General features: G+C 37.0%; 20 protein-coding genes. 2 read left to right on the top strand and 18 right to left on the bottom strand.

From position 1 onward, the window contains the following. Positions 1 to 31 precede the first annotated feature (31 nt). The 10 genes from AC4GZ8_RS09125 to urtA form a co-directional block, all read right to left on the bottom strand. The gene (locus tag AC4GZ8_RS09125) at positions 32 to 718 is read right to left on the bottom strand and encodes an urease accessory protein UreF (RefSeq protein ID WP_491081536.1); all 687 of its coding nucleotides are present in this window, start codon (positions 716 to 718) and stop codon (positions 32 to 34) included. Continuing rightward, positions 711 to 1,157, bottom strand: a complete 447-nt coding sequence (gene ureE / locus AC4GZ8_RS09120) for an urease accessory protein UreE (RefSeq protein WP_491081535.1) — start codon at positions 1,155 to 1,157, stop codon at positions 711 to 713. Before ureE ends, AC4GZ8_RS09125 begins: the two co-directional genes overlap by 8 nt. Before the next feature lie 9 nt (positions 1,158 to 1,166). Beyond that, complete coding sequence (gene ureC, locus AC4GZ8_RS09115; RefSeq protein ID WP_491081534.1) at positions 1,167 to 2,873, bottom strand: urease subunit alpha; 1,707 nt, start codon at positions 2,871 to 2,873, stop codon at positions 1,167 to 1,169. A 2-nt stretch (positions 2,874 to 2,875) separates the two neighbouring features. Beyond that, on the bottom strand, positions 2,876 to 3,193 hold the full coding sequence (locus tag AC4GZ8_RS09110) for an urease subunit beta (protein WP_491081533.1): 318 nt from the start codon (positions 3,191 to 3,193) through the stop codon (positions 2,876 to 2,878). A 22-nt stretch (positions 3,194 to 3,215) separates the two neighbouring features. After that, complete coding sequence (locus AC4GZ8_RS09105) at positions 3,216 to 3,518, bottom strand: urease subunit gamma (RefSeq protein WP_491081532.1); 303 nt, start codon at positions 3,516 to 3,518, stop codon at positions 3,216 to 3,218. Positions 3,519 to 3,531: 13 nt separating this feature from the next. Beyond that, on the bottom strand, positions 3,532 to 4,233 hold the full coding sequence (gene urtE, locus AC4GZ8_RS09100; protein ID WP_491081531.1) for an urea ABC transporter ATP-binding subunit UrtE: 702 nt from the start codon (positions 4,231 to 4,233) through the stop codon (positions 3,532 to 3,534). 1 nt (position 4,234) lies between these two features. Continuing rightward, positions 4,235 to 4,978 carry an urea ABC transporter ATP-binding protein UrtD gene (gene urtD / locus AC4GZ8_RS09095; protein ID WP_491081530.1) on the bottom strand — a complete coding sequence of 248 codons (744 nt, stop codon included), beginning with the start codon at positions 4,976 to 4,978 and terminating at the stop codon, positions 4,235 to 4,237. Continuing rightward, entirely contained in the window at positions 4,953 to 6,029 is a 1,077-nt protein-coding gene (gene urtC / locus AC4GZ8_RS09090; RefSeq protein ID WP_491081529.1) for an urea ABC transporter permease subunit UrtC, read from the bottom strand. The genes urtD and urtC overlap by 26 nt, the downstream gene beginning before the upstream one ends. Before the next feature lie 13 nt (positions 6,030 to 6,042). Then, positions 6,043 to 6,945 carry an urea ABC transporter permease subunit UrtB gene (gene urtB, locus AC4GZ8_RS09085; protein ID WP_491081528.1) on the bottom strand — a complete coding sequence of 301 codons (903 nt, stop codon included), beginning with the start codon at positions 6,943 to 6,945 and terminating at the stop codon, positions 6,043 to 6,045. A gap of 174 nt (positions 6,946 to 7,119) precedes the next feature. Beyond that, positions 7,120 to 8,337, bottom strand: a complete 1,218-nt coding sequence (urtA, locus tag AC4GZ8_RS09080) for an urea ABC transporter substrate-binding protein (protein WP_491081588.1) — start codon at positions 8,335 to 8,337, stop codon at positions 7,120 to 7,122. Positions 8,338 to 8,679: 342 nt separating this feature from the next. Between urtA and AC4GZ8_RS09075 the strand changes: the two genes are divergently transcribed. Further along, on the top strand, positions 8,680 to 9,141 hold the full coding sequence (locus AC4GZ8_RS09075; RefSeq protein ID WP_491081527.1) for a BsuPI-related putative proteinase inhibitor: 462 nt from the start codon (positions 8,680 to 8,682) through the stop codon (positions 9,139 to 9,141). A gap of 46 nt (positions 9,142 to 9,187) precedes the next feature. On the opposite strand, the gene AC4GZ8_RS09070 is transcribed toward AC4GZ8_RS09075, so the two are convergent. The 4 genes from AC4GZ8_RS09070 to mce form a co-directional block, all read right to left on the bottom strand. Continuing rightward, a complete protein-coding gene (locus tag AC4GZ8_RS09070; protein ID WP_491081526.1) occupies positions 9,188 to 10,222 on the bottom strand; it encodes a CAP domain-containing protein in 1,035 nt (344 codons plus the stop codon). A gap of 160 nt (positions 10,223 to 10,382) precedes the next feature. Further along, entirely contained in the window at positions 10,383 to 11,501 is a 1,119-nt protein-coding gene (locus AC4GZ8_RS09065; protein WP_491081525.1) for a M20/M25/M40 family metallo-hydrolase, read from the bottom strand. A gap of 21 nt (positions 11,502 to 11,522) precedes the next feature. Then, on the bottom strand, positions 11,523 to 13,076 hold the full coding sequence (locus tag AC4GZ8_RS09060) for an acyl-CoA carboxylase subunit beta (RefSeq protein WP_491081524.1): 1,554 nt from the start codon (positions 13,074 to 13,076) through the stop codon (positions 11,523 to 11,525). After that, positions 13,066 to 13,491 carry a methylmalonyl-CoA epimerase gene (gene mce, locus AC4GZ8_RS09055; RefSeq protein ID WP_491081523.1) on the bottom strand — a complete coding sequence of 142 codons (426 nt, stop codon included), beginning with the start codon at positions 13,489 to 13,491 and terminating at the stop codon, positions 13,066 to 13,068. Before mce ends, AC4GZ8_RS09060 begins: the two co-directional genes overlap by 11 nt. Positions 13,492 to 13,649: 158 nt before the next feature. On the opposite strand from mce, the gene prli42 reads away from it, so the two are divergent. Next, complete coding sequence (prli42, locus tag AC4GZ8_RS09050) at positions 13,650 to 13,742, top strand: stressosome-associated protein Prli42 (protein ID WP_156931818.1); 93 nt, start codon at positions 13,650 to 13,652, stop codon at positions 13,740 to 13,742. A 130-nt stretch (positions 13,743 to 13,872) separates the two neighbouring features. Here prli42 and AC4GZ8_RS09045 read toward each other — a convergent pair whose 3' ends face one another. The 4 genes from AC4GZ8_RS09045 to AC4GZ8_RS09030 form a co-directional block, all read right to left on the bottom strand. Then, positions 13,873 to 14,397 (bottom strand): L,D-transpeptidase, encoded by a 525-nt coding sequence (locus tag AC4GZ8_RS09045; protein WP_491081522.1) that lies wholly within the window; start codon positions 14,395 to 14,397, stop codon positions 13,873 to 13,875. Positions 14,398 to 14,435: 38 nt separating this feature from the next. Next, complete coding sequence (locus AC4GZ8_RS09040) at positions 14,436 to 15,389, bottom strand: aromatic acid exporter family protein (protein WP_491081521.1); 954 nt, start codon at positions 15,387 to 15,389, stop codon at positions 14,436 to 14,438. Positions 15,390 to 15,495: 106 nt separating this feature from the next. After that, the gene (locus AC4GZ8_RS09035) at positions 15,496 to 16,218 is read right to left on the bottom strand and encodes an amino acid ABC transporter ATP-binding protein (RefSeq protein ID WP_491081520.1); all 723 of its coding nucleotides are present in this window, start codon (positions 16,216 to 16,218) and stop codon (positions 15,496 to 15,498) included. After that, positions 16,211 to 16,873 (bottom strand): amino acid ABC transporter permease, encoded by a 663-nt coding sequence (locus AC4GZ8_RS09030; RefSeq protein ID WP_491081519.1) that lies wholly within the window; start codon positions 16,871 to 16,873, stop codon positions 16,211 to 16,213. Before AC4GZ8_RS09030 ends, AC4GZ8_RS09035 begins: the two co-directional genes overlap by 8 nt. Positions 16,874 to 16,880 lie beyond the last annotated feature (7 nt).

Raw genomic sequence — 16,880 nt, 5'->3', positions numbered from 1 at the left:
TATGTTTCATCCTTTCTTAATTTCATTGTGTTTATGACATAAATAGACGAACAGACAGTTGTTCATGGAGCATTTGAGCTATTTCCAGACCCGGTGCCCCCGCTCCAAACTCTTCTTCATCTAGAGACAAAATCTGCTTTACCTTTTCCTTAAAATAAGGTTGTAATAAGACTAATATTTTTTGACCATCTGTTTGACCAATAGGAATTCCTCTAACTGCGTTTTGAACAAGTGATGAAGTGGTAGCAAAAAGATAAGCAGAAAGAGTTGTTTCTAAATCAATGTCCAGTTCAAGACAGACCATCGCAAATACAATTGAGCTATGTCCATAAACTTGTTTATCCCTAATCATTGTTTGGTACAAATTCAAATGTCCGTTTGAGAAAAGCTGGTTCATTACCTTAACCAGCTGTCGACCAACTCTACGATTTCCATTACGCGTTTCTTTAGCCATTGCTAGAGCATTAAGCTCTTTGTCTATACGCCAAACGTATTCCATCTCTTGTGTTTTCAAAGCTTCGTAGGCTAACCTGCATGCCATACCATCTGTGTACACAAATTGTGTTTGTAAAAATTGCTTAAGTGCAATAAGGAAGGTTTTTTTATCGGTTATTTTATTTTCTTGGATATACGTTTCTAATCCATAGGAATGGGAGAACGCACCTGATGGAAAATTCGAATCACAGATTTGAAGCAAATGAAACAGTTGATTAATCATGTGAATGTCCAATATGTTTAAATGCTTTGCTCACCTTTCGTTCTTCTCGAGCGAAGGGAATTCCCAATTCATTTAGTAATCGCTCTACAAGATAGTCATATTGAATGATCATTTCATTTCCTTCAAATTGTGCTGGTAAATGACGATTTCCAAGTTGATGGGCAATCTCTCCCATTTGCAAAATGCTTATTGGCCGAATGACAATAACATCATCTGCAAGTACACTGATAACGATAGAATTTTTCTCATCTTGGTATAAAATGTCCCCATCTTCCAACTCTTTCCCTTGTTGAAGACGAATCCCAAGTTCCTTTCCATGATCTGTTTTCACACGCTGAATTTTCTTAACTAAATCATCACTCCTTAGATAAACACGCTCTACGTGCAGTGGAGCTGTTTCTAAGTCTTTTACATTTCCTAAAATTTGTTCAATTATCATTTTCTCACCTCAAAATAGAAAGTATCGTTGTGCTAAAGAAACCTTTTTATCGGGTTCACATGTAATGATCTCACCATCAACCTTAACCTCATATGTTTGTGGGTCTACTTCAATTAATGGCGTTTCTCCATTTAATTTCATATCTTTCTTAGTAAGTTGGCGAATGTTTTTAGCAATGCCAATCTTTTTTTCAAGCCCAAGTTCTTCGTGTACTTTTCTTTCAAATGCAGCCTTTGAAAGAAAAGTCATAGAGGTTGAATGCTTCGCCTTGCCAAAACCCGCAAACATCGGGCGATATAATACCGGCTGCGGAGTTGGGATAGACGCATTTGGATCCCCCATTACACTCCATGCAATCATCCCTCCCTTAACGACTAGTTCTGGCTTTGCTCCAAAAAAGGCCGGATTCCATAAGACAAAATCTGCCATTTTACCAATCTCAATTGATCCTACATACTCTGAGATTCCATGTGTAATAGCAGGATTAATGGTATATTTGGCAACATATCTTTTAGCTCTAGTGTTGTCGTTTTCTTCACCTTCAACTAGTTCTCCACGTTGACGCTTCATCTTATCTGCTGTTTGCCATGTTCTTGAGATCACTTCACCTACTCTTCCCATTGCCTGAGAATCTGAGCTAATCATGCTAAAAACACCTAAATCGTGAAGAATATCTTCAGCTGCAATCGTTTCTTTACGAATACGAGAGTCTGCAAAAGCCAAATCCTCAGGAACAGATGGGTCTAAATGGTGACAAACCATCAGCATATCTAAATGTTCCGCAATCGTATTAACCGTATAAGGTCGCGTCGGATTTGTTGATGATGGAAGAATATTTGAGTATGATGCTGCCTTAATGATATCAGGAGCATGACCCCCACCAGCACCTTCTGTATGGTAAGTATGTATAACGCGCCCATCAATAGCCTTTAAAGTATCCTCTACAAAGCCGCCTTCATTTAGGGTGTCGGTATGAATAGCGATTTGCACATCATATTTATCTGCCACCGACAACGCCTTATCGATATTTGATGTAGTTGTACCCCAATCCTCATGAAGCTTAAGTCCGATGGCACCTGCTTGGATTTGTTCAAACAGGGCCTCTTCATTGGAAGCGTTACCTTTTCCAAGAAACCCTAAGTTAACAGGAAACTCCTCAGCAGCTCTTAGCATTTGTTGAATATTCCATGGCCCAGGTGTACAAGTTGTCGCATTCGTACCAGTTGCAGGACCAGTTCCGCCTCCAATCATTGTTGTAACCCCTGATTCAATCGCTGTTTGGATTTGTTGAGGGCAAATAAAATGGATATGGGCATCAATACCACCTGCTGTGACAATCATTCCCTCTGCAGCAATCACCTCTGTAGAAGGTCCAATGACAATATCAACATGGTCCATAATAAGAGGATTTCCCGCTTTCCCAATCGATGTAATGACTCCCTCTTTAATACCTATATCTGCCTTGTAAATTCCTGTGTAATCAAGAATTAATGCATTCGTTACAACAAGATCAACTGCTTTTTCACTAGTTACTAAAGGATGCTGCCCCATTCCATCACGTATGACTTTACCACCGCCAAATTTCACCTCATCACCGTACATTGTGTAATCTTTCTCAACTTCAATAAATAGTTCTGTGTCTCCTAGTCTCACCTGGTCACCAACAGTCGGACCAAACATGTCTGCATATTGATGCCTCGACATACGAAAACTCATATCTACACTCCTTTATCTAGTACGTCATTTGTTAAATTATTGAGTCCGAAGATTTTTCTTTCTCCTGAAAAGGAAATGAGCTCAATCACCTTTTTATCTCCTGGTTCAAAACGAACTGCTGTACCTGCTGGAATATTCAGCCTTTTCCCAAACGATTTCTTACGATCAAATTCTAGTGATCTATTAACCTCATAGAAATGAAAATGAGAACCGATTTGAATAGGACGATCACCATTATTTATGACGTCTAACTTAAATGTTTGTTTATTTTGATTACATATTATTGGCTCTTTTTTGAGCTTAAACTCTCCTGGTATCATCTTTCACACTCCTGACCAAAGCTTATAAAATAGGTTCATGAACTGTTACCAACTTTGTTCCATCCGGGAAAGTTGCTTCCACCTGGATGTCATGAATCATCTCGGGAATTCCTTCCATTACATCATCTCTCGATAGGATTTGACGGCCGTATTGCATTAACTCTGATACTGTTTTTCCGTCTCTGGCCCCTTCTAACACCTCATAGGTTAAGATAGCGATTGCTTCCGGGTAATTGAGCTTTAAGCCCCTTTTTTGTCTTCGTCTCGCTAAATCTGCGGCCACAACAATCATAAGTTTTTCTTGCTCACGAGAAGTAAGCTTCATTTCTCATTCCTCCTTATACTGCTAAATGCCTCTGAAGATCATCTTCATTAATTTGATCACAGCGGCCACTCATCACCATTCGACCTTGATCAAGAATATAAACGTAATCTGCACAAGATAAGACTGCGTCTAAATTATGTTCCACTAAAATAATTCCCATTTCTTTTTCTTTCGAAATTTGAACGAGCACATCTTGGATCAGTTGAACAATGGAAGGCTGAATCCCTTCCATTGGCTCATCTAATAACAAAAGCTTTGGGTTTGAAATTAAAGCTCTTGCTATCGCTAGCTGTTGCTGTTGCCCTCCACTTAAATCTCCACCTTTTCGATCGATCATTTCTTTTAGAACAGGAAACCATTTAAAAATTTCTTCCGGAATGATTGTCGAGCGTTGAGATTTAGGCAATGCCTCCATTCCTAAAAAAAGATTCTCCTTAATCGAAAGATCTGAAAATATTTCTCTACCTTGTGGGACATAAGCAATACCAGCTCTTGCACGATGTTCCGGCCTTTCCTTCTTAAATTTTCCCCCTTCATACTGTATAGTTCCACTAGTTATAGGTACAAGGCCCATCAATACTTTCATTAATGTTGTTTTTCCTGCTCCATTACGACCCAGTAGACCGACAATTTTCCCCTTAGGTATTTCAAAATTTACATCCCTTAAAATAATGGTTTCATCATATCCTGCTTGCAGATGTGATACATGAAGCATATTATCCACTCCTTCCAAGATAAACATTCTTCACTTCTTCATTTTCCTGAATATCCTTCATCACACCCTCACATAGAACCTTACCTTCATGCATGACAACGACTTTAGTCGAAAACTTTCGTACAAAATCCATGTCATGTTCAACAATTAAAACCGAACACTGTTTTGAAATATCTAAAATTAGTTCACCAGTTTTCGTCCTTTCCTCAGCAGACATTCCAGCGATCGGTTCATCCAACAACAACAATGTCGGTTCCTGAATTAATTGCATCCCGATTTCAAGCCATTGCTTTTGCCCATGTGATAATGAACCTGCTAATTCATGCCGTAAATCATATAATCCAATCTTCTTTAACATCCCGTTAATTTTGTCTCTTTGTAAATCCGACATCCTTGCAAATAAAATAGAAATTAATTTTTTCTTTTGTTTCATCGCAATCTCTAAATTTTCGAAAGGTGTTAGGTGCAAGAAAATACTTGGCGCTTGAAACTTTCTAGCAATTCCTGCTTCAACGATTTTCTGCTCCTGCAGTTTTATTAATGAAATATCATCTTGAAAAATAATTTCTCCACCAGTTGCTCTGGTTTTTCCACAGATTACATCTAATAAGGTCGTTTTTCCGGCACCATTTGGACCGATTAAAAACAGTACTTCTCCATTTCCCACATCTAAATCGACTCCTTGAAGAGCTTTAAAACCTGAAAAATCTACAACGACATTATGACACGAGAGTATCGGCTTCACCTTGCTTTGCCTCCTTCAGGTCCTCTTTATTGGAAAATCGTATTTTTAACTTTTCTATTAAACCAGCTAAGCCATTTGGTAAATATAAGACAACAATTAAAAATAATACACCTAAAAAGATCGTCCAGAAATCTGGATACGATTCACTCAAAAAGCTTTTAGCACTGTTTGTTAAGATCGCACCAATTGCAGCACCTAATATTGAGTGACGACCTCCAATTGCAACCCAAAGAAGCATTTCAATTGAAGGGATGATTCCCATCATCTCTGGGGTAATAATGCCAACTTGTAAAACAAAAAGAGCCCCCGCTACTCCCGCAAATGCTGCAGATAACGCATAAATAAACACTTTATAAAATGTAGGATTATAACCAAGAAAACGAAGGCGATTTTCACCATCTCGAATCGCAATAAGCAGCCTTCCAAAACGTGATTTTGTTAATAATAATGCGACTCCCATTATAATGGCTAATACCACAACCGTTACAAAATAAAGAATTCTCTTTGTCTCAGGATCTGCTAGCGGAACATGATAAACTGTAAAAAAGTTTGTAAGTCCACTTGTTCCACCAGTAATGTGTTGTCCACCGATAAATAAAGTAACTGTAACGACTACTACTGCTTGAGATATTAGCGAAAAAAATACCCCTTTTATTCGATTTTTAAATGTGAAGTATCCAATAACAGCTGCGATAATAAACGGAAGGAGCACTGCTGCTAAAATGGCGATGATCGGACTTTTAAATAATGTCCAAATATATGGTAATTCAGTGATCCCATTCCATTCCATAAAGTCCGGAATCCCTGAAGGTGATGCTTCTAGCTTTAGGTACATGGCCATACAATAGGCACCTAGCCCAAAAAACACACCATGACCTAAACTTAAGATACCTGAATATCCCCAAATCAAACTAATTCCAACTGCGATAATTGCAAAACACAAAAACTTTGCTAATAAACCCATTCTAAACTCGGTAAGAAGCAATGGAGCAAGAAATAACAGTAAGAAGAAGAGTCCATAATTGGCCCATTGGCTATATTTTTTTAACATATTTGCACCTCCGTTAGTCTAATGCTCGAACCTTTACATTGACGAGGCCAGCAGGCTTCCACTGTAGGAAAATGATAATAAATGCAAAAACAATTACTTTTGCAATGGTAGCACTTGTCGATAACTCAACAAATGTACTTAAAACCCCTAACATCAACGCAGCTATTATCGTTCCTTTTAATTTCCCAACCCCACCTAAAATTACAATCATAAAAGCATCTACTATATAAGTCGTCCCTAGCGTCGGACCAATTGAACCAATTAATGTTAAGGAACAGCCAGCAATCCCGGCAAATCCACTTCCTAGCGCAAATGCTGTACTATCTACTCTTCTAGTTGAAACCCCAAGACAAGATGCCATATCCCGATTTAACGTAACAGCTTTCATTCTTCTTCCCGATGAAGTTTTATATAGATAGAAAAACAATAAAAAAATACTAACGAGTACAAGGGCGATAATAAATAACCGTTTGTACGGAAAAGTAAGGCCTGCAATTGTAAGTCCTCCATTTAACCATTCAGGTGCTGTTACAGCAACATTTGGTGCCCCAAAAATAGACCGAGCTGTTTGCTGTAAAATAAGACTAACTCCCCAAGTAGCTAATAAGCTATCTAGTGGTCGTTCATACAGAAATCTTACAATCGTTTTTTCCATAACAAGGCCAATAAGTGCTGCAACCATAAAGGACAATGGTATTGCTAGAATAAAATAATAGTCAAATGCTGATTGGGGAAGATACTGAATAAACACTTGTTGGAGGACATATGTTGTATATGCTCCGATCATGATAAATTCTCCATGAGCCATGTTTATAATGTTCATAAGACCAAATGTAATGGCTAAACCAAGTGCAATTAATAATAGAATCGACCCTAGACTTAGTCCATTAAATAATTGTGAAATAATAATTGACAAGGAATTCTCCTCCTTTTCTATGGAGATAAAGGTTAAGCAGAAGCAACCTATCATTTAAGAGGAAATATAGATTTTTCCGGTCCTGTTTAGCTCGTTAGCTTCTTACCCTTTTCACCTATTCACCTGTTAAATACCTAGCCAAAACAAGCTTAGGCTAGGTATCAGAATTATTGGTTATTCTGGACTTAAACCTTTAGCCCAATCATACGACTTTAAATACGGATCAGGTTTTACTTGTTCACCAGAATTCCAAACTTCTTTGAATTGACCATCGGCTTGAACTTCTCCGATACGGACAGTCTTATAAATATGCTGTGTTTCACCGTCGATTTTCACAACACCGCCTGGAGCTTTATATTCAATACCATCAGAAACTTTTTTTACTTCATCAACTTCAAAGGAACCAGCTTTTTCAACAGCTTCTTTCCATAAATATACGGCAATATAAGCAGCTTCAATCGGGTCGCCTGTTACTCGATCTTCGCCATATTTAGCTTTATAATTTTCTACAAATGTTTTGTTTTCTGGGGTATCAGTTGTTTGGTAGTAGTTCCAAGCTGCATAATGTCCTTCCAATACATCTGTCCCAATTCCGCGAATTTCTTCTTCCGCTACACTTACTGACATAACTGGTATATCTTCTGAAGTAATCCCTGCATCCTTAAGTTGTTTAAAGAAAGCAACGTTACTGTCTCCGTTTAATGTGTTGAAAATAGCATCTGGTTTTTCTGCTTTAATCTTGCTAATAATCGTGTTGTAGTCTGTGTGGCCAAGAGGGGTGTATTCTTCAGCAACAACTGTTCCGCCTTTAGCTTTTAGTTGTGCATTTACAATTTTATTTGCTGTACGAGGAAATACGTAATCAGATCCTACCAAAAAAATGTTTTTCCCTTGATTTTCCAACATCCAATCAACTGCAGGAACAATTTGTTGGTTTGTTGTTGCTCCTGTGTAAAAAATATTCGGAGATTCTTCCATCCCCTCATACTGAACTGGATACCATAATAATCCGTTATTTTGTTCAACAACTGGAAGCATTGCTTTACGGCTTGCAGATGTCCACCCGCCAAAAATGGTAGCTACTTTATCTTGCTGCAGAAGCTTTCTTGCCTTTTCCGCAAAAGTTGGCCAATCAGAAGCGCCATCTTCAACAATCGGTTCAATTTGCTTTCCTAATACTCCACCAGCAGCATTAATTTCCTCAATCGCCATAAGCTCTGCATCCCGTAAAGAAACCTCACTGATTGCCATCGTTCCACTTAAAGAATGTAAAATCCCAACCTGAACAGCATCACCTTCTGTAGTTACAGAAGATTCGTTTGATTCATTTCCCGAGGACGATTCATTCGTTTGGGCTGCACAGGCACAAAGCATAAATACAGACATCACCATAGCTAAAAACCCTTTTTTTACTCTCAACACGTCAACACTCCTTCTCCTCTTAATAAAACTCACAATAAATTCTGACAACTTATGTAAGATAAGTTAACATCTATATAATCACATTATACAGAATTTACCTAACTTAACAATATATTTTTGCAAATTTTCAAAATTTTTTAATGATAATGTTAACAATGAAGAAGTTTCTGTTCTTTTTTTACTCAATTCATTTATTTCATGTTACTTTTTGTAACATACAATATTTACTTAGGTAAAATAATAAAGTTCGTAACTTCTACCCTGTTCAGTTCGTCAAACTTGATAAATACATTTTGAAAGCGGGTAATATCATTGAAATTTACGATAGGAATCCTCTTAACAATCCTATTACTTTCTGGTTGCGGAATTAGTGATTCGACAGATGATAAAAATTCTCTCAATAATGGAGGTGATAACAAAAGAAGCAATGTTGAAGATCATATGACAGCAACATTAAAAGAGATTGCACCTCTTCATTATCAATATCAAGTAAAAAATCATACGAATAATCCCATTACTCTAAAATTTACTAATTCACAAAGAATTGATTATTCTATAACGACTAATAGCGGGGAAGAGATTTTTCTTTTTTCCAGCACAGCTGCTTTTCTTTCTGCATTAGGGGAAGAAAAAATCTTACCAGAAGAAGAATTTTCATACGATATTCACTTAGCAGATTTACAATTAAATAAAGGGAAATACACACTAACAGCTTGGATGACTCCTAAGGAGGGGAAGATGAAGAAGGTTTCCACAAATATTTATATTGATTAATCGTTTTTAAAAAGGCTATCTTTTATTAGATAGCCTTTTACTAAATTTATTTACCAATAAACATTTGTGTCCAGTGATGACCATTTGAGTCATAACCAATACCAATATGAGTAAAATCTTGACTCAAGATATTTTTTCTATGCCCTTCACTATTCATCCACGCTTGAACAACTTCTTGTGGTGATTGTTGACCTTGGGCAATATTTTCACCTGCTGTTTTATATGTCACACCAAAATCTCTCATCATATCAAACGGTGAACCATAGGTTGGGCTTGTATGTGAGAAATAATTATTTTGTCGCATATCTTCCGATTTTTTTTGGGCAACACCACTTAATTGTGAGTCAGCCTTAAGAGCTGGCAATCCATTTCTTTTTCTTTCAGCATTCGTTAAATCTATAACCTGTTGAGCAACTTGACTAATCCCTTCCTGTTGTTCAGTTTCTTTTTGTGCTTCTGGTTCAGCAGGTGCTTTTTCTTGTGGTTGAGCTGGTGCTTGCTCTTGCTGCTGAGACGGCGCTTGCTCTCTTTGCTGAGCTGGTGCTTGCTCCTGTTGTTGATTTGCATTATTTTCAGCCTGTCTATCTGTTGGAGCCTGCTGCTGGTTAGCTCTTTGTTGTTGCTGTGGTTGATGTTGTTGTGCAAAGCGGTTCCCAAACTCAAGAGCTTGTTGTTTTTGTTGCTCAATAAATTGACGTGCTTGTTGTTCAGCTTCTTCTTTAGAGTTTGCTCTTATAAATTTAAACTTAGCATCTTGAACAGGAATAGCTATTGTATGCGGATAATCTTTACTCGTTATATCGGTTTTTGAACTAGAAATTGTCGTTCCATTCGGATCTCTAGTTGCCCTCCTAGCCGGTACAAAATTGACATCCTCATCTGCCATATTGATCTCAGGATCTCGAGTATTAATGTCTCGTGCAAATGGACCATAGGTACGCCCATTGTAATTAACATTTTCTGCAACATCGATATTATTGTCTCTATATTCACCATCTAATGCACCTTCATTGTTGTTACAAGCGACTAAACCTACAATCATTACACTAGTTGCAACCAACCCAAGCTTCTTTTTTATCAATATAAACCCCTCCTTTATAAAATCACCTGCTTTTATATTTTCTTTCTTTTTGATGAAACTATTAATGGTAATAAACTTTTTAAATGGAGGATAAAATACATTTTGGGTAAGAAACACCAAAAAGGCTGTCCTTTTACAGACAGCCTTTCGTTTAAATTTATTATTGTGCCACTTCTTGGATAATTGCCAAAACTAGCTCAGCTGTTTTTTCGAGCTCTTCAATTGGCATCTTTTCATTGGTTGTGTGAATTTCTTCATAGCCGACAGCTAAATTAACAGTCGGTATTCCATTTCCTGCAATGACATTCGCATCACTACCGCCACCACTTGTTTGGAGTTCACTTTGGCGGCCAATTTTTGCTGCAGCTCGCTTTGCTACCTCAACCACATGATCACCATCACCAAATTTAAATCCAGGGTACATGACATCAACTTCAACTTCTGCTCTTCCGCCCATTTCAGAGGCAACACCTTCAAATGCTTCTTTCATTTTTTTCACTTGTGCTTCCATTTTTTCCGGTATAAGAGACCTTGCTTCAGCAAGAATATGTACGAGATCACAGACAATATTTGTTTGAGTTCCACCCTCAAAACGCCCAATGTTAGCTGTTGTTTCATGATCAATTCTACCTAAAGGCATTTTCGCAATAGCTTTCGCTGCAATTGTAATAGCTGATACACCTTTTTCTGGTGCTACACCAGCATGTGCAGTTTTTCCATAGATCGTCGCTTTTACCTTTGCTTGAGTAGGGGCAGCAACAATAATTGTTCCAACTTTCCCATCACTATCAAGCGCATAACCGTATTTTGCAGTCATTAATTTAGGGTCTAAAGCTTTTGCACCTACAAGACCTGACTCTTCACCAGCTGTGATGACAAATTCAATTTTTCCATGCGGAATCTCTTGCTCTTTTAGCGTCTTAATCGCCTCAAGCATTGCAGTTAAACCGGCCTTATCATCTGCTCCTAGAATGGTTGTTCCATCTGTAACGACATACCCTTCTTTAATACTTGGCTTAATGCCTTTTCCAGGAACAACTGTGTCCATATGAGATGTAAAATAAATTGTATCAATATTTTCCTCTGTAGCCTCAAGTGTACAGATTAAGTTTCCAGCTCCATGACCTGTGGCTTTCATAGAGTCGTCTTCTATCACTTCTAAGCCTAGATCTGAAAACTTTTTCTTTAATACTTTCGCAATTTCAGCTTCAAATTTTGTTTCTGAGTCAATTTGAACAAGCTCTAAAAATTCGTCAAGTAAGCGTTGTTTATTAATCATACGTGACTACCTCCTATTTAATTAAAGGGGAATATTCCCATGTTTTTTTGCCGGTCTACTTTCTTTTTTTGTTTTTAACATGTCAAGTGCTTGAATAAGCTTTATCCGAGTTTCTCGAGGATCAATCACATCATCAACCATACCTTGGCTTGCTGCAACGTAAGGATTTGCAAACTTTTGCCGATATTCTTCAATTTTTTCTGTTCTGGTTTGTTCAGGATTAGAACTTTCCTCAATTTCTTTTGCAAAAATAATGTTAGCTGCTCCTTGTGGACCCATTACGGCTATTTCTGCATTTGGCCAAGCAAAGACAAGATCAGCTCCTATCGATTTACTATTTAATGCCACATAGGCTCCACCATAGGCTTTTCTAAGGATAACCGTTAATTTCGGAACTGTTGCTTCAGAGTATGCATATAAAATTTTTGCACCATGCCGGATAATACCCCCATGTTCCTGTTTAACACCAGGGAAAAAACCTGTTACATCTTCAAATGTAATGAGAGGGATTTGAAACGAATCACAAAAACGAATAAACCTTGCTGCTTTATCAGATGAATCGATATCTAATCCACCCGCCATATATTTTGGCTGATTACAAACAAGCCCAACCACTTCTCCTTTGATTCGCGCTAACCCTATGACAATGTTTTTGGCAAAGTTTTTTTGTATCTCAAAAAAAGACCCTGCATCAACAACCTGCTCGACAACAATTCGAACATCATATGGGCGAATAGAGTCAAATGGAATAACATCTGTTAAATCAGGCCGATAATCTGATTTACCCTCGTATGGAGAATCAGGTGGTTTTTGCTCATTATTCTGTGGTAAATAACTTAATAATGTTCGCACCTGTCGTAATACATCTTGTTCAGTTTCTCCAGAAAAATGAGCATTACCACTTATCGTATTATGTACAATAGCTCCCCCTAAATCCTCGGAGCTTATTTTTTCACCTGTTACAGTTTCAATCACTTTTGGTCCTGTGATAAACATCTGACTTGTATTTTCAACCATAAAGACAAAGTCTGTAATTGCCGGTGAGTAGACCGCCCCACCAGCACAAGGTCCAAGAATGACAGAAATTTGCGGAATGACACCTGAGTAAATCGTATTTCGGTAAAAAATTTGTCCGTAACCATCTAATGATACCACACCTTCTTGGATTCTCGCACCGCCTGAGTCGTTAAGACCAATAAAAGGTGTCCCATTTTTTGCAGCAAGATCCATAACAGCTGCTATCTTTTTCGCATGCATTTCACCAAGTGCTCCACCAAAGACAGTGAAATCCTGAGAAAATAAATAAATTGGCCTTCCATTTACTTTACCATATCCTGTAACAACTCCATCACCGGGACCTTTTTTAGAGGAAAGACCAAAATCACTACATCTATGCTCGGTAAAGGGGTTAATTTCCACAAAAGATCCTTCATCAAGCAGTAAATCAATTCTTTCTCTCGCAGTCAGTTTTCCCTTTTCATGTTGTTTTTCTATCTTAGTATCTCCTCCACCAAGTTCCACTTCACGCCTTTTTTCGTATAATTCATTTATCTTGTCATAGATATCATGAGTCATTTAGATCACCCCCATTATTTTTTTCACATAATTCAACCAAAACTTTGTTTGCAGCTTTTGGATGGATAAAAGCAATTTGAGAATTTGCAGCTCCGTCTCGAGGAACTTCATCAATAAGCGGAATTCCCTTCGTCTTTAATTCTACTAGTCGAGCCGATAGATCATGCACCCCAAACGCCACATGATGAATGCCTTCTCCTTTTTTTTGTAAAAATTTCGCAATTGGGCTATTCGATGTCATCGGTTCCAGTAATTCAATCTTTGTTTCTCCAGCTGATAAAAATGCAACTCTAACCTGCTGTGAATTTACCTCTTCGGTCCCTAAATATGTTAGCTGCAAAATATCCTTATAAAACAGCAAAGCATCTTCAATTGAATGAACAGCGATTCCAATATGATCGATTTTTTTTACCATATGTAAACTCCACCTCATTTGTAAACGTTATCAAGATATAATAATCTTCTCTTTGTATAAAAGAAATTCCTCTATTTTTGACGAATTTCTTTCACATTTTAACGGTTGTCCATTTGATTCTTTCACGTTAGAATAATACTTACAAGGAGTGAAGAAATATGTCTCGTAAAACACAAAAAGTTGTTGTTTATTTAATGATTGGTGTTATGCTAATTACGACTTTACTAGCTGGAGTATCTGTTTGGTTTTAACATTTAAGCCGGATTAATTTATTAAAAAACAGGTAAAGGAAAAACTTAACTTATTTCAAAGTTAAAGACGGACTTTTTAGTTTTTCTTATCCTTTTGCTGATAGTACAAAAAGAGCCTGACCGCAATTTTTTATTGCGTTTCAGACTCTTTTTTTATCGCTCCATGTTTAATTGCTAATTGTTGAAAAGATTGATTTGAATCTATAATTAAAACCTTTGTTCCTAAAGGGATTTTATCGTAAAGGACTTCGACTTCCTTGTTTTGCAATCGAACGCAGCCTTGTGTCACGTAGGAACCAATTGAATTGTTGTTATTTGTTCCATGTATTCCATATGTCCGTCCATCTGTTCCTTCAGCATCAAAGCCAATCCACCTTGTTCCAAGTGGATTATTCTTATCACCTCCGGGAATATTCTTTTTGCGATAATAAGGATTGATCGCTTTAACAATGACAGTAAATTCCCCTTCAGGAGTCAGCTCTTCCGTCATACCTGTTGCAACTTGGTGAGTCTCTTTTACTTCATTATCATAAACAAATGCAAGCTCATTTGTCTGTTTATTAATAATTAAATATGGATCACCCGGCAAAGGATTTTCTCCAAGCGGCCAGATTGGGGATTGAACAATAAAAAGAAAAAGAAGCAACAGCCTCATAAAATCAGCATCCTTTTTCCCTTAATATGATCTATAAATTAAGGTTCCATTCCTTTAAACTGACTTTTAATGATGAGATAATGCTCCATTTCTTTCACAAAATGATACAAAGCAGCCCTCGCCTCAAATTCCTCTCTTGTTTTTGGTAAATCCATTTCTTCAAAGGACTTTTTCATGTCTAGAAGCTGTACTAAAAACTTATGAGCTGTATTACCAGGATGAATATTCATTCTCAGCTCATGAAGAAAGTGAGCAATCATCTTACTTTGTTCAACAGCTATATGAATAGAGGTAATACTCGGAATGACTCGTTCAATAATTTCAAATTGTTTTTCTCTCATTTTAAAATAATGATAATATGAATTCTCATGGCGCAAAAAATGGTTTTCAACATCACGAAATGCTACTGTTTTCGCTTCATTAATAAGCTGTGCTGTTTGGGTAATTTCTTTCCCATCCCATTTTCTATCTTTTTCTACTAGATAAAGTTCAATTTCTCTAAAGATAGTTGCTAAATTCTCTTCTATCTGAATTTGATAATTTTTCAATTTCTTTTCTACACTTGGCATATATAAGTTCATCACTAGTGCAACACCAATTCCGATTGTCACTAGTAATAATTCATTTCCAATTACTTGGAGGTTTATTTGATTAGTACTATAAAGATGAAAGATAACAACCGTACTGGTTACGATCCCTTCTGACGCTTTTAATGCAACTGTTGTAGGAATAAAAAGTAATAATAATAAACCAATTACCAGCGGATGATAGGCGATCCCCTCGAAGAAAACCAAAGAAAAGACCATTGCGACAGAACATGCTAGGAATCGCTCCCATGAGCTTCTAAGTGACTTCTTTTTTGTGATTTTTATACATAGAATCGTAATTATTCCTGCAGATGTATAAAACTCCAAGTCAAGAAATTGTGCCAATATAATAGCAATTGTTGTACCAAGAGCTGTTTTTGCTGTTCGATAACCAATTTTAAACATAAAGTACTCCTTACTAGATAATTCTGTTGAATAGTTTACACTATTTAACAGGAAAAAACGAAAAAAGATGATCAACATGATCATCTTTTTTCTAAGACTAATGTTTTTAGAGCATCTTCTCTAAGAACTCTTGTGCACGTTTTGTCTTTGGAGCCGTAAAAAATTCGCTTGGTGGTGCATCCTCTACTAATAATCCTCCATCCAAGAAAAGAACCCGATCAGCAACTTCTTTTGCAAATCCCATCTCATGTGTGACGATTGCCATTGTCATCCCTGTTTGTGCCAGGTCTTTCATAACCTCAAGCACCTCTTTTACCATTTCTGGATCGAGTGCAGATGTTGGTTCATCAAATAACATCACATCCGGATTCATTGCAAGGGCCCTCGCAATGGCCACCCTTTGCTTTTGTCCACCGGATAATCGATTAGGATATTCAGATGCCTTTTCTAGAAGACCTACTTTTTGTAATAGTTCTTTCCCATTCTTCTCAGCTTCTTGTTTAGAGAGACCCTTAACAGTTATTGGGGCATACGTAATATTATCCAAAACAGATTTGTGAGGGAAAAGGTGAAAGTGCTGAAACACCATTCCTACATTTTGTCTTACTTTTGCAATATCTGTTTTAGGATTAGTAATATCGACATCATTAATATATATTTTACCTTCTGTCGGTTTTTCTAATAGATTTAAGCAACGGAGAAAAGTTGATTTCCCTGAACCAGAAGGACCTATAATCGCAATTACTTCACCTGAAGCAATCGAAGTTGATATTCCTTTTAAGACTTTTAAATTTCCATAAGTTTTGTGCAAATTGTCTACTTTAATCACTGCGTCTCATTCTCCCCTCTATTCCCTTACCAAGAAGTGTTAAGAACATGACTAATAGATAATAAATTAATCCTGCAAAAAGCAATGGGGCGAAATAGTTATAAGAATCTGCTCCTACTTGGTAGGCTCTTCTCATAATATCTTGTACTCCAATTACAGTTACAATAGCAGATTCTTTTGTTAATGTAATAAATTCATTCATTAATGCAGGTAATATGTTCTTAAATGCTTGAGGTAAAATGATATCCTTCATCATTTTTGAATATGGAACACCTAACGCCATAGACGCTTCTTGTTGTCCTTTATCGATTGCATTAATTCCTGCACGAATGATCTCTGAGATATATGCCCCTGAATTCAATGTAAAGGCTGCTACCGCAGCAGGATATGGATCAATCGGAAAACCAAGGATTTGTGGCAAACCAAAATAAATAATTAATAATTGTAAAACAAGAGGAGTTCCTCTAAAAATCGATGTATATGCATCTGCGACCCACATTAACGGTTTAATTCGACTTATTTTAAATAATGCAAGAATAATTCCCCACACAAATCCGAGTAGCAAAGATAAGACAACAATCTTTAAGGTTACCCAGATTCCCTCTAATATAAAGGGGAGCGATGGAACGATTGAAGAAAAGTTTAAAAAATCCATTCCTTCT

This window comes from Metabacillus sp. RB-C-LZQ-3-1 (assembly GCF_058315175.1).
This window is presented reverse-complemented; position numbering and strand designations above follow the sequence as displayed.